This is a genomic window from Cohnella sp. (genome assembly GCF_041641335.1).
GTDB lineage: Bacteria > Bacillota > Bacilli > Paenibacillales > Paenibacillaceae > Cohnella.
This window is the reverse complement of record NZ_JBEPYQ010000020.1, coordinates 40,059-54,406: the sequence shown is the minus strand read 5'-3', so window position 1 is coordinate 54,406 and position 14,348 is coordinate 40,059. Positions and strand designations below refer to the sequence as shown.

8 protein-coding genes are annotated in these 14,348 nt (G+C 58.8%); 2 read left to right on the top strand and 6 right to left on the bottom strand.

Annotated elements, in window-relative coordinates; genetic code table 11:
- Window positions 1-102: 102 nt before the first annotated feature.
- The 6 genes from ACESLM_RS08875 to ACESLM_RS08850 all read right to left on the bottom strand — a co-directional run bounded on the left by ACESLM_RS08875 (window position 103) and on the right by ACESLM_RS08850 (window position 8,619).
- Window positions 103-966 (bottom strand): SDR family oxidoreductase, encoded by an 864-nt coding sequence (locus ACESLM_RS08875; RefSeq protein WP_372631199.1) that lies wholly within the window; start codon window positions 964-966, stop codon window positions 103-105.
- A gap of 322 nt (window positions 967-1,288) precedes the next feature.
- The gene (locus ACESLM_RS08870; RefSeq protein ID WP_372631198.1) at window positions 1,289-2,053 is read right to left on the bottom strand and encodes an SDR family oxidoreductase; all 765 of its coding nucleotides are present in this window, start codon (window positions 2,051-2,053) and stop codon (window positions 1,289-1,291) included.
- A gap of 90 nt (window positions 2,054-2,143) precedes the next feature.
- Window positions 2,144-3,976, bottom strand: a complete 1,833-nt coding sequence (locus ACESLM_RS08865) for a hypothetical protein (RefSeq protein ID WP_372631197.1) — start codon at window positions 3,974-3,976, stop codon at window positions 2,144-2,146.
- A gap of 371 nt (window positions 3,977-4,347) precedes the next feature.
- Window positions 4,348-5,847: a malate:quinone oxidoreductase gene (locus ACESLM_RS08860; RefSeq protein ID WP_372631196.1), complete on the bottom strand. Its 1,500-nt coding sequence runs from the start codon at window positions 5,845-5,847 to the stop codon at window positions 4,348-4,350.
- Window positions 5,848-6,173: 326 nt separating this feature from the next.
- Window positions 6,174-7,763 carry an AMP-binding protein gene (locus ACESLM_RS08855; protein ID WP_372631195.1) on the bottom strand — a complete coding sequence of 530 codons (1,590 nt, stop codon included), beginning with the start codon at window positions 7,761-7,763 and terminating at the stop codon, window positions 6,174-6,176.
- A complete protein-coding gene (locus ACESLM_RS08850; protein ID WP_372631194.1) occupies window positions 7,750-8,619 on the bottom strand; it encodes an SDR family NAD(P)-dependent oxidoreductase in 870 nt (289 codons plus the stop codon). Before ACESLM_RS08850 ends, ACESLM_RS08855 begins: the two co-directional genes overlap by 14 nt.
- Window positions 8,620-8,737: 118 nt before the next feature.
- Here ACESLM_RS08850 and ACESLM_RS08845 point away from each other — a divergent pair, with 118 nt between their 5' ends.
- Window positions 8,738-9,727: a GNAT family N-acetyltransferase gene (locus ACESLM_RS08845; protein ID WP_372631193.1), complete on the top strand. Its 990-nt coding sequence runs from the start codon at window positions 8,738-8,740 to the stop codon at window positions 9,725-9,727.
- Window positions 9,728-10,110: 383 nt separating this feature from the next.
- Window positions 10,111-14,091: a carbohydrate-binding protein gene (locus ACESLM_RS08840; protein WP_372631192.1), complete on the top strand. Its 3,981-nt coding sequence runs from the start codon at window positions 10,111-10,113 to the stop codon at window positions 14,089-14,091.
- Window positions 14,092-14,348: the final 257 nt, after the last annotated feature.

Here is a 14,348-nt window from a genome sequence, read left to right as displayed (position 1 = left end):
CGCCTTCAATGGAAAAGCGGTATCGGCAAGCGGATGCCACAGGAAATAAGCCACTCCCGTCCGGGAGTGGCTTTCTTGTAGTCGCAAAGATAATCGGACGAATCAGGAAAGTCCTTGAACGAGCCCGTTCAGAGCGTCGCGAAGCGGCGTAAGCGGACGGCCGAGCAGCTTCTCGAAGTCGCCGCTCTCGATCGCCAGCTCGCCGTCGCGAATGCCCTGCTGAATGCCGACGAGGAAAGGAAGAAGGAACTCCGGCACGCCCGCGCCCTTCATGATGTCGGCATACGCGTCGTCATCGACCTGTTGAACGGGGATGCTCTTGCCGAGAACGGCGCTCAGCTCGGCAACGAATTGCTCTTGGGTCAGCAGCGGACCCGACAGCTCGTATACGGTATTCTCGTGACCGCTGCCGGCCAAGACGGCTGCTGCCGCTTCCGCGTATTCCTGCTGCAGCGCCCAGCCTACTCGGCCCGTTCCGGCCGACGTCACCCAAGGCGCTCCGGCCTTCGCGCCTTGAATGCCGGACGCTTCGTTCTCCAGATACCAGTTATTGCGCAGGAACGAATACGGGATGCCCGTCTTCAGAATGGCCTGCTCCGCAGCTTGGTGCGGAGGAGCAAGGAATAGCTTGCTGTCGGCCGCGTTCGCAAGACTCGTATAGGCGATGAAGCCGACCTTCGCGCGGGCGGCCGCCTCCGCCGCGTTCGTATGCTGACGGATTCTCGTCTCCGTGTCCCCGTCCGCGGAGATGATCAGGAGCCGATCGATGCCCGTGAATGCCGCATCCAAAGATTCCGGACGGTCGAAGTCGCCCTGGCGAACGTCCACCCCGCGGGCGCGAAGGCTCTCCGCCTTCACGGGATTGCGCACGCTGACCGCCACCTGGCTTGCAGGCACGGTTTTCAATAATGTCTCGACAATTTTAGTCCCCAGCTTTCCCGTCGCTCCGGTAACCAGCAGTTTCATATTCTATTCCTCCGTTTTTCATCGTTATAACCACGATAGTTACAACCCGTGTTGTAACTATTTTAGTTACTTCAAGACACTTTGTCAATGCCGCCATTGCGGCTGTCTCGTTTCCGTTGTATCCTCGAGACGAGACGCGAAGGCAGCCTATTTTGCCGATGATGGCCCGGGTCATCGCCGCCAAGCTGAGCCACCCGCTGGTATCCGTCCATTCTTCGCATCAGTGCAGACGGTAAAAAGCGCCGTTCCCAAGCCCTGACGGGGGCTTGAGGACGGCGCTTGTCGGCGATCTTTCGTTCGGGCCCGGGATTCGTTCCTCCGCTTACAGATGCGAGCCGCCGCTGGCGTCGATCAGCTGCCCCGTCACCCAGCGACTGTCCGGGGAAGCGAGGAAGGCGGCGATGTCCGCGACGTCCTCGGGCTCTCCCCATCGCTTGAAGGCCGACAACCCCGCGGCGTATTGCTGTCCCTGAGGATCCTGCAGCGTGCCGGCGTTCATCTCGGTGTTGATGATGCCGGGCTGGATGGCGTTCACCTTAATGCTGCGGCCGGCCAGTTGTTTCGCCAGAAGCCGCGTGAACGTGTCGATGGCCCCTTTGGACATGCTGTAAGCGAACACGCTCGGAGAGGCCGCGCGCGTCACGAAGGAAGACAGGTTAATGATGCTTGCTCCGTCTCTAAGACGGGGGAGCGCATGCTGGGTGACGAATAGCGGCGCTTTGACGTTAATCCTCATCACTTCTTCGTAGGATTCCTCCGTCGTCTCTTCCAGCGTCAAAATTTGGCCGATACCGGCATTGTTGACGAGAATATCGAATTCGCGGCTGCCCGTGCGCTCCCGGACGGTTTCGTCCGTCTGCTCGAACAACCGGCGGACGCCTTCAAGGGCGCTCAGATCCGCTCCAACCGCGCATGCGCTTCCTCCGCTTTGCTCGATTCGCCGAACGACCTCCTCCGCTTCGTCCCGTCTTTTTCCGTAGTGCACGATAACCAGGGCGCCTTCAGAAGCCAGGCGCAAGGCGATGCTGCGGCCGATTCCCCGGCTTGCTCCGGTGACCAAAGCCGTTCTGCCCTTTAGCCTATCCATGTCGTTCTCTCCCTTATAGTGAACTTCATGTTTAGGTATACCATAGGGCAGCCATCGTAATGTTGCTGTCTCATTGAGCAGGCATTTTCTTTATTTTAATACCTTCAGAAGCTCCTCGTCCGTAATCGTCGCAAAATCCTCCCCTTCTCCGAATCGAAGGGTAATCATCGGCACATCCCGAATCGCGAAAACTTCCGCCTGGCTCAGATTCAGCACGGCCTTGCCTTTTCCGGGAACGATGGCGTCCGTCTTCATCAGAATAATCCTGTCCCCGTTCGGGGGGTCGAACAAACTGACGAAACGTTTGACCTTGCTCTCGTAGGCTATCTCAACCTTGGATCCGTCCTTCGTCTTGTACAGATTCAACGAAACGATTTTCAAATCCGGGCTGGTCAGATTAAGGCTGTAACGAACAGTTCCGTTCGTGATCGTGTCGCCGTCCTCGGGGCCCTGCTCGGAATGCGGTCCCGTCGCGCCCTTGCCGGGATTCGTATAAAGCACCATGTAATCGAAGCCATTGTTGTCCGTTCGAGGTCCAGCGTTGCCCGATGCCGGAGAAGCGGATTCCGCCCGCAGTACCCAAGCGCTCCATTTTTCCAGAAAGGCGTTCAAGGAAAGCCCGGTATCGCGAATGAGATTGTTCTGCGCGTCGGACACGTCGATATAGTTGCGGTACATCGCGCGCCGGGCCGCCTTCTCTCCGTACTGATCCTCCGGGAAGGCGTACATGGAACCCATCAGATAATACGTATACAGATGGCCGTCCGGATTCCGGGCGCCTTTCGTATACCACGACCAGTTCAGTGCGGTCTTGTAGCCGGCGACGAGCTCCTTGAACTTGGGCACTTCATGATTGGCAAGGAAACGATACCGGATAATCTGGCGGATATCGTTCGAATATGGGCCCTTCGGTTGCAGGTACTGCGTAAAATGACTCTGCCCCTGCCATTCCTGCAGCTCGAAGTTGTCGCCGGCATAAGCGTTGGCCGTCGCCAGCGCATGATTCAATTCATGGGCGATCGTTCCGGAGAAGGGACCTCTGCGCATGTAAATATACATTTGGCCGCCAGAGAGATTCGCGAAGCCTCCCCCGGCGGCCTCCGAATGCTCCTCCAAGTCTTTGCGCCCCGCGATCTTCGCGGCTGCGTTGCCGTCCTTCATAAACAGGGCGTTCACCTTGGCTTCGGGAAGAGGATAATAGTTGTACTTGGCTACCCTTGCATAGATCGAGTCCATTTCTTTCAGCACATCGGGGGTTATCTCGCCGATGTAGCTCTCATCCGCATACACGTTAAAATGTCGGGTGACGATACGGTGCAGCGTCGTCTTCGGATTTTGAAACTCGGCTTTCGTAACCGGCAGACGGGAATAGTCCAAGCTGACAGAATTCTCTTCCGCGATCCGCCGCGACAATTTATCGGACAGCTCGAGCAGCGATCGCACCCCGCTCTCGTAGCTGCTTCGGGAGACGTTCCCCGCCTTGTCCGTCAGTGAATCGTCCACCCACGTGTCCCGGTCCCGGACGAGGAGCAGCTTATTCGTCTTCGTCCGGAGTACGGACGACAAGGCGTTGCCCGGATCGGAGTTGAAGATCGGCGCGGGCGACACGGCTTGGGCGGCCGCTTCGAAGGACTTGTCCAGGTAATTCACGAACATGTCGCCCAGCCTGCCGTTTCCGCCCATCGCATACAGCTCGACCGTAGCGGCGATGCGGTCGAAGCTGAGCTTGTCCGTCAGCGCCTTGATGCCCTCCTGTCCCTTCCACTTGCTGCCCACAAAAGCGAAGATCATCGTATATTCGGGCGTGGTTTCTTTGTAATGCCGGGCCATGTCGAGCATCATCGCGGCGGACGCGGAACCCGCTTTGGCGCTTTCGTACCATCTGCCGTCCGGAAGGCTGCCGAAGCCGTCGATGTTCGTCACCCACAGAATGGCCTTCTCCTCGGATACCTGATTTTTTCGAGTCGCGGGTCCGTTTTCCGAACACAAGTGAAAGAGGCTGTCCCATAAGTAAACAGAGTCGTACAGACAATTATCGATGGATGAATGTTCATGGGCATCTATCTCCTTCCGCTGCAAGATACCCCACAAAGTGACGTTAAGCTTCGAAGCTTATTCCGATTACTTTGCGGGAACCCCGAACCCCGATCCTGAAATTTGATTGGTTAACCCGTCACAGGGTCATTTCAGGACCGTATGAGGCAGTCTCCAGGAGATAGATGCCCTTCTTTTTTCATCAATAATCTTGTACGCCCTTACTTATGAGACAGCCCCTTGATTCGAAAATGATAATATTATACCGGTTGAAGCTCCCTGCTAAGTCCGAGAGCCTGCGCCGTAGCCGCGTGAATCTCTTCGTTGAGCTTCGGATTTTTGACCAGGGACACGCCGTAGGAAGGAATCATTTCCTTGAGCTTAGGCTCCCAAGCCGGCATCTGCTGAGGGAAGCACTTCTTCAGAACTTCCAGCATGACGGAGACGGCCGTGGAAGCGCCCGGGGAGGCCCCCAGCAAAGCGGCGATCGAGCCGTCGGCCGCGCTGACGACTTCGGTTCCGAATTGCAGCGTTCCCTTGCCGCCTGCGGCGGTATCCTTGATGACCTGCACGCGCTGTCCCGCCACGACCAGATCCCAGTCCTCGCTTCTGGCGTTCGGGATAAACTCGCGCAGCTCCTCCATCCGTTTCTCTTTGGACAGCATGACCTGCTCGATCAGATACTTGGTCAGAGGAACGTTTTTGGCGCCCGCCGCCAGCATCGTCATCACGTTGCCCGGTTTCACGGAACCGATCAGGTCGAACATGGAGCCGGTCTTCAGGAACTTCGGCGAGAAGCCGGCGAAAGGCCCGAAGAGCAGCGACTTCTTGTTGTCGATAAACCTCGTGTCCAGATGGGGAACGGACATCGGAGGCGCGCCGACTTTGGCTTTGCCGTAAACTTTGGCGTGATGCTGCTGAACGATTTCCGGATTCGTACAGACCATGAACAGTCCGCTGACCGGGAAGCCGCCGATTCCTTTGCCTTCCGGAATGCCCGACTTCTGCAGCAGATGAAGGCTTCCGCCCCCGCCGCCGATAAAGACGAACTGCGCGGTATGACGCTCTACGGAGCCGCTGTTCAGGTTGCGAACCTTCAACTCCCAAGAGCCGTCGGCGGTCCGTCTCATATTATCCACGCTATGCTTGTAGTTTATGCCGACGCCTTGTTTGCTCAAATGGTCGAACAGAATGCGCGTCAGAGCGCCGAAGTTGACGTCGGTTCCCGAATCGATCTTGGTGGCCGCGATCGGCTCGTTCAAGTTCCGGCCCTGCATAATGAGCGGAATCCATCCCTTCAGCTTGCCCGGATCGTCGGAATATTCCATGCCTTGGAACAGAGGATTGCCGGACAGCGCCTCGAAGCGCTTCTTCAGGAACGAGACGTTCTTCTCTCCTTGCACCATGCTCATATGCGGCAGCGGCATTATGAATTCCTGAGGATTGCGAATCAGGCTGCCGTTGACGAGATAAGACCAGAACTGCCTCGATACCTGGAACTGTTCGTTAATGCTGACGGCTTTGCTGATATCGACCGTTCCGTCCGGTTTCTCGACGGTATAGTTCAGCTCGCACAATGCGGCATGGCCGGTCCCCGCATTGTTCCATTCGTTCGAGCTTTCCTCTCCCGCGCTGGCGAGCTTCTCGAATACCGTAATTTTCCAATCTGGAGCCAGTTCTTTCAAAAGGGTTCCCAACGTCGCGCTCATAATGCCGGCCCCGATTAAAATAACTTCTGTTTGGGATTGTCTGTCGCTCATGATTTTCCTTCCTCGCATGCTATATTTGAAAAAGTTGTAACGCTCCCGCTCGCTTACGCACACAGCAAGTCAAGGCGCGTTGGGTTTACGCACCTTTTCCGGATCCATTCTTTAATCTCATCACTTTCCGTGATAGACTAGTTGATTTGCTCTCTATTATATGATAGTTGCATGCGAGTTGAAAGCCGGAAAATTCAGTGTTGACATCCTGTTCCAGGGTAAGAACCCTTAAATATGGCCATAAACCGCCAGGAAACTGCAAAAAAGCAAGGCCGCGGCCTTGCCATTGTATCTTTCTATTAGCTCGATAAAACTTGTATATCACCCTATTCCGAGAGGCGTCTTCGGTCCGGCTTTCCCAGGGAAGTATACGGGAGCCGATCGACGAATACGATCTCGCCTGGCATCTGGAATCTCGCCAATCGTCCGCGCAGCCAACCGCGAAGCTCGTCCTCGGTCAGATCGGCCTTCTTCGGCCCGCGTGCCGCTGCCTCGGGGAGCGCGGCGATTTCGACGTATGCCTTCAGCCGCTGACCGAACCGTTCGTCGGGGACGCCGACGACGACCGCGTCCGCTACGCCGGGATGCGTGAGCAGAACCTGCTCCACCTCCAGCGGATAGACGTTCTCGCCCGCCGAGACGATCATGCTGTCCGTTCTCCCCCGGAGATAATACAGCCCCCGTTCGTCCCGGAAACCAAGGTCTCCCGTCTCGATCCATCGGAGAGTACCGTTCTTCGCAGACCAATCGTTCCGAATGCAGAACCGTCCGACCTTGCCGGTCGGCACCTCTCCCCCCCGCTCGTCCACGATCTTCAATCGGGAGCCGCGGACGAGCCTGCCGACTGTATGCGGGGACTCGGCTAGATCCTCCGGCGAAGCGATCAGATTCAGGCCGGCCTCCGACGTGCCGTAGAGATTGAACAGCACCTCGCCCAGGCGCTCCCTCGTTTCGACGACCAGCCGGGGATTCAGCTCCGCCCCTCCCGATGCGACGCAAGCGAGGGACCGCAGATCGTCTCCCTGGTCGGCGTCGAGAAGTTTGCGCAGCATCAAGGGAACGACCGTCACGACTTCGACGCGATGCTCGCGGATGAGCCGGCAGGCCCGCTCCGCGTCGAACCCCCGGCGAACGACCGCCTTTTTGCCCAATGCACAGAACAGCAGCAGAACTCCGATTCCGTAGCCGTGGTAGATCGGCGTGGCGATATAGGCGGTCTCGCGCTCCGCGAGCCGCAGCCGGCCCAGAAACTCGGAAAACGGATTCAAGTAATCCGTCAGCGACGGCTTGTGCGCAGCCTCCTTCGGCATTCCCGTCGTTCCGCCGGTCAGAAGCACCAGCTTGCCGGCGGAGCTTCGAGCCGGTTGCCGCAGAGGCCGGTCGCCGGAGGCGGAGGCCGCGAACAATAAACCGGCAACCGACGGAAGCGACGGATGGTCGCATAGAAGCGTCGCCCCCAAGTGGAACCCGCTCTCCAGAAGAGAGCCATATTCCTCGTCGTAGACGACCAGATCGAACGCATAGCTCTTCGCGAGCGCCTTCCAGCGGCTCTCCCCCATCTCCGCGTTCAGCAAATACAGATCGGCTCCCGTCGAAGAGACCGCATAGATCGTTGTCACCAATCCGGAGTGATTGCGGCACAGAAGTCCGACTTTGCGGCCTTCGCCCAAGCCGTACCGGTCCCGAAGGATCTCGGCCAGCCGGAAAGCTTCCCCGTACAGCTCCCGATAGGTCAGCGCTTCCTCTTCGTCCGCGTCCACGATCGCCGTCTTGCCTCCATAAGTCAGCGCCGCGAAACCGAGCAACGCCATCAGATTGACGCCATGACGATAGATCGCCCGGAACAGGCGGAACAACGACAGGGGCGAGAGCAGACCGATCCGGTAAAGCACGGTGAGCAGCCTATACGCCTTCATCCCTGCGCTCCTTTCTCCGGACCTTCCGCGCGGACGAACGCTCCCAGCTTCCCCGGAAGAGCACGGAAGCCAGTTGGCCGAATACGAGCCACCACGGCTTATAGGTTCTTCGGCGGGAATAGAAGGTGCGCGCGACAAGCTTCGCCGCGTTAGCCGCGGACATCGCGGGCATGTTCTTATAGGCGGCCGTAGGGGCGACCATAGGCGTCCTTACCAACGGCAAATAGACGGAAGCGACGGAGACGCCCATCGCGTTCAGCTCGGGAGACGCCGATCGCAGCCATACGTCGAAGGCCGATTTCGAAGCCTGGTAGGCCGCCCACCCCTGGACGGGAAGCAGCAGCGCGCTGACCGTCGAGACGTTGGCGATATGCCCTCCATTCTTTCCGAGCAAGGGAGCGACGCCCAGCAGCAAGCGGACCGGCGCGAAATAATTGATCGCCATCGTGCGGGTAAAATCGTGGTACCGGTCCAGCGATTCGCGGAACGGACGCCGGATGGAATGTCCCGCGTTGCTGACGACGACGTCCAATCCGCCCGGGAGCTCACGAAGGTAGGCCAGTAAGGCCTCCAACTGCCCCGGCTCGCGAAGATCGGCGGGAAACAGGTCGACCTTGGCTCTTGAGCCAGCACTCGACTCGATACCGGCTTTCGCCGCAGCAAGCCTGTCTCCCCGCCTCGCCGTCAAGATCAGCCGGACGTCGAAGCCCGCAAGAAGATAGGCCAACCGCTCTCCGATGCCGGAGCTGGCGCCCGTAATCAGAACGGTCTTGCCGGCAAGCCGGCGTTCCAGCTTCCCCGCGTCCAGACGAACGGACGGGAACAGCATACGCTCCAGCAAAGCATGAGAAACCAACGGACATTCTCCTTTCTATCTTCGCGGCGGCCTCTTTGATTATATTTAAATTTTACCATGAAAAGGGATCGGCGGCGTGCGATAATGACGGGAGACAGAGAACGGAGGTATCGGAAAGATGAATTATTCCATTCGCAGGCTGCGCCACCCGGACGACTATAAGGACGTGGCGCCGCTTCTTAATCTCGTCTGGACGGAGCCGACCACGCCCGAAAGATTGCAGGAGGAAGAGGAGAGAATCCCACCCGGACAGCTTCACTACGACGAAGACGGCAAGCTCGGGGGATGGGACCGTCCGAAATGGGTTGCCGAGGACGAGGCCGGACAAGTCGTCGCCTTCGCGATCGCTTGGAGAGCGCCGTGGACCGAGGCCGGAGCCCTGCACCAGCTCGTCGTCGTGCGCACCGACTTGCGCGGCAAGGGAATCGGCCGGGCCATGTACGCGGCGCTTCTGGAATGGGCCTCGGAGGTCCGGGCCTCCCGGCTGATGGATTTCATCCGCGAGACGGACGAAGAGTCGCTCGCCTTCGCGGTGCGCCGCGGGTACGCGAAGGAGCGTCATACCTTCGAATCCGTGCTGGAGCTGGGACGATACGAGGAAGACCCGAAGCTGGCCGCCTCTATCGGCGAAGCGGAACGGTCCGGCATCCGGTTCGTCACGCTGGCCGACGAGCCGGGGGAAGCCAACGAACGGAAGCTGCACGAGCTGTATCGGATTACGCATCCGGATATCCCCGGCTATACGGGCGATTTTCCCTGGTTCGAGGAATGGAAGAAATGGTCGCTCGACGCCCCCGGCTTGCGGCCCGAGTGGTTCCATATCGCCAAGGACGGCGAACGCTACGTCGGCGTCGTCGCGCTGATGCGCAACGAGCAAACCGGGGCGCTGTACCAGGAATATACCGGAGTGCTGCCCGAATATCGCGGACGCCGCATCGCGCTTGCTCTGAAGCTGCTCGGCATCCGTTCCGCGCAAGCGGCCGGCGCGCCTTATCTGCGAACGCACAACGACTCGATGAACGCCCCGATGCTGCGGATCAACCGCGATCTCCTCGGCTTCCGCGCCGAGCCGGGCAGCTACAAAATGGTTCGCGAGCTTCGCTCCTGACACAGATCATGCCCCCCGCGGGATCGCGGGGGGCTGCTCGTTTCATGGGAATCGTTCGGGCTTCGAAACGAAGCCGTTCAGAAAACTCCGAAGACGCCGTCTCCTGGTTCGATACCGAAGGCGGCGGCCTGTTTCCCCCCCTATTCTCCGCCTATTGCATAATCGCGCACATCATCTCGATAGAATCACTCCTTAACCGAAAGCTCCGACTGTCATATGATCAGGGTGCAGTCCCCAAAAAAGTTTTTCCGGGAAGGAGGAACGCCTCATGAGATGATATCGCTTACATTAGAAGAAAAAGAAAATTCAGATTGGAAGGAGCGAATGGGAGACGCAGCTTAGAGCAACGAATCGAGAACCTCCATTATGAAAGGAGAATAAAAATGAGGAAAAGCCAAGGACGAGCCGTCGCTTGGATCTGCATCGTGACGCTCATCTTGGGGACATTCCTGTCCTCCGTCGGAGCTCCCGCTTCCGTTCATGCGGCCGGAGGCCCGAATTTGGCCGCGGGCAAACCCGCGTCGGAATCCGGACATGCCGATGTCTACGTCGCGTCCAATGTGACGGACGGCAACGCCGCCACGTACTGGGAGAGCGTCAACAACGCTTTCCCGCAATGGGTTCAAGTCGATCTCGGCAGCGCGGTCTCGATCGACCAAGTCGTGCTGAAGCTGCCGGCCGGATGGGAGAGCCGCACGCAGACGCTGTCCGTTCAGGGAAGCCTTAACGGAACCGGCTTCTCGGATCTGAAACCGTCGGCCAGCTACACGTTTAACCCAAGCGCGGGCAATTCGGTCGCGATCGACTTCGCCGCCGCCAGCGCTCGCTATGTGCGCGTTCTCTTCGCCGCCAACACGGGGTGGCCAGCCGGTCAATTGTCCGAGCTCGAAGTGTACGGCGCTTCCCCGTCCGGACCTTCGGTCATTCCGGGCAAGATCGAAGCGGAAAATTACAGCGCCATGAACGGAATCCAGACCGAGACGACGACAGATACCGGCGGCGGGCTTAACGTCGGATGGATCCATGTCGGAGATTGGCTGGATTACAGCGTGAACGTGCAAACCGCTGGCGCATACACCGTCGAATACCGGGTGGCCAGCAACGCCTCCACGGGGCAGCTCCAGCTGCAATCCGGCGGAACGACGCTTGCGACGACGGCGGTGCCGAACACCGGAGGCTGGCAAAATTGGCAGACGGTCACCGCCAGCGTAACGCTTGCCGCCGGACCGCAGACGCTTCGCATCCACGCCAGCGGCTATGATTTCAACATCAACTGGATCAACTTCGTCGCCGGCAGCTCCGCGGACACCCAGCCTCCTACGGCGCCGGGCAATCTCGCTTACACGCAGCCGTCCTCCGGCACGATCCAGCTGACCTGGAACGCTTCGACGGATAACGTCGCGGTAACCGGTTACGACATCTTCGCCAACGGGCAGCTGCGCGGCAGCGTGAATGGCGCGACGCTCAGCTTTACGGACAACCAGCCCGCAAGCGCTACGGTGACCTACTACGTCGTCGCCAAGGACGCCGCAGGCAACGTCTCCCCGCCGAGCAATTCCGTAACGAGGAACGGCTCCGGCGGCGGCAACGAGACGAACCTGGCCCTCGGCAAGCCGATCACAGCCTCTTCTTCGACCTATATTTTTACGGCGGAGCAAGCCAATGACAACGACATCAACACCTACTGGGAGGCAGGCGGCCAACCCGGCACGCTTACCGTGGATCTTGGCGCAAACGCCAACCTCTCGTCCGTCGTGATCAAGCTGAATCCGTCCGGCGCATGGGCGACCCGGACGCAGACGATCCAAGTGCTCGGACACGACCAGAATTCCACGACCTTCGCGAATCTGGTGTCCGCGGCCTCGTATACGTTCAACCCGGCTTCGCAGAACACGGTTACGATTCCGGTAAACGCCACGGCAAGCCGCGTTCAGCTTCGGTTCACGGCCAACTCCGGCGCTCCCGGCGGGCAAGTCGCCGAGTTCCAGATTATCGGCACCCCGGCGCCGAATCCGGACTTGACGGTTACCGGACTGACGTGGTCTCCGGCATCCCCCGTCGAGACCAACGCCATTACGCTTAGCGCCGCCGTTCAGAATGCCGGTTCGGTCGCCTCTCCGGCTACGAGCGTAAACTTCTATCTCGACAGCACCCTTGTCGGAACGGCTGCCGTAGGAGCGCTTGCGGCGGGCGCATCGACGACCGTCTCCGCCAACATCGGGCCGAAGGACGCCGGCTCTTACTCCGTCACGGCCAAGGTAGACGAGAACGATACGGTCGTCGAGTCGGACAATTCGAACAACAGCTTCACCTCGTCGTCGCCTCTGGCCGTCGGCCAGGTGCAAAGCTCCGACTTGATCGCGACCGCTTCATGGACGCCTTCCAATCCGAGCGCGGGCAATACCGTCACGTTCACGGTGAATATCAAAAACCAAGGAAACATCGCTTCGGCGGGCGGCGCTCACGGCATCTCGCTCGTGCTGAAGAATGCGGCGGGAGCCACCATTCAGACGTTGAACGGCTCTTTCAACGGATCGCTGGCGGCAGGAGCGTCGGCCAATGTCAGCCTGGGCACATGGACCGCCGTCAACGGCAGTTACACCGTCACGACGACGGTTGCGGCCGATGCGAACGAAGTCGCCATCAAGCAGGCGAATAACGTCAGCACATCGAGCCTCTATTCCGGTCGAGGGGCCAACATGCCGTTCACCATTCTCGAAGCCGAAGCCCCCGCCAACAGCACCAACGGCACGAGACTCGCTCCGAACTTCACGCCGGGCGACTTCGCGGGCGAAGCATCGGGACGTTCGGCCGTCCTCCTGGACGCGACCGGCGAGTACGTGGAGTTCACGCTGACGGCTCCGGCGAACGCGTTCGTTCTTCGCAACGCCGTGGCGGAGAACACGACCGGCACGATCAGCATCTATGCGAACGGGGCGGACAAAGGCAACTTCACCGTCACGTCCAAGTTCTCTTATGTCTATGCGACTCCGACGACCCTCGGACAGCTCGGCTACAATAATTCCGGCTCCAAGGCCTACTGGCTCTATGAGGATTCGCAGTTGATGCTCGACCAGGTCTATCCGGCCGGAACGAAGATTCGGATTCAGAAGGACGCCGGGGACGTGTCCTGGATCTATGTGGACATGATCGAGACGGAGAACGTCGCTCCGCCCGCCTCGAATCCGGACCCGAGCAAGTACGTGGAGGTGTCCGCCAGCAAGTCGATCGAGCAGGCTCTGAACGAGTTCCGTCAGGATTCGTCCAAGAAGGGAATTTTCATTCCCGCGGGCGAATGGACGATCTCGTCGAAAATCTTCCTGTACGGCCGGGCCACCGAAATTATCGGCGCTGGCCCTTGGCATACGAAGCTGGTCGCTCCTCAGAACCAGACGAACACCGACGTCGGATTCAATATTTCGTCCTCGGCCAACGGCACCACGATCAAGGATTTGTCCGCTTGGGGCAACTATGTCTACAGGCAGGACGGTCCCGGCAAGTTCATCGACGGCAACGGCATGCAGAACGTCACCATCGAGAACATCTGGGCCGAGCATTTCATCTGCCTCTACTGGGGAGTGAACTCTTCCTACAACACGTTCAAGAACAACCGGATCAAAAACGTATTCGCGGACGGCATCAATATGACGAACGGTTCGTCCTATAACCTCATCGACAACAACTACTCCCGCGGAGCCGGAGACGATGCGTTCGCCCTGTTCAGCGCCATCGACGCCGGCGGCTCCTACAACGTGGGCAATAAGTACACGAACCTGACCGCCACCAACGTCCGGCGCGCCGCCGCTTTCGCCGTCTACGGCGGCCAGGACAACTTGTTCCAAAACCTGTACGGCGCGGATACGCTGACGTATCCCGGCGTAACCGTAAGCAGCCTGAGCTTCGGGTATAACACGCTCGGCTTCGGCGCCCTGGATACCGTCATCGACGGAGTCACGCTGGACCGCACGGGCGGGGATTTCTGGACCAGCGTAGGAGCCGACGACAAAATCAACGAGTACCAGAACTTCGGCGCGATCTGGTTCTTCGGCGGCGACAGAGACTTCAAGAACATCGTCGTCAAAAACGTCGACATCAACAACCCGGTGTACTTCGGGCTGATGTTCCAATCGAAGTCTCCGGAAAATCTGCCGATGCAGAACATCCGTCTGGAGAACATCACGATTAACAATCCGTCCCGCTACGGCATCAAGCTCGTCGCCAAGGCGGAAGACGGGCAAGGGCCGGTCGTCGGCTCGGCCAGCTTCACCAACGTCAAGGTGAACAACCCCGGCGTCACGGCGATCTACGGCGAGAATAAGAGTCCGAACTTCACCGTCATTCGGGGATCGGGCAACAACTGGTAATGTAAACGAACGAAGATGGGCCTGTCCCATACGTAAAGGCGTACAAGATTATCGATGAAAAAAGAAGGGCATCTATCTCCTGGAGACTGCCTCATACGGTCCTGAAATGACCCTGTTACGGGTCTATCCATTCCAAATTTCAGGACCGTATAGCATCGGAAGGAGATAGATGCGCCTGGCATCCATCCATCGATAATCTTTCTGTACGTCTTTTTTTCTTATGGAAAATATATGGGAACTCTGGAATTCACGCAAAA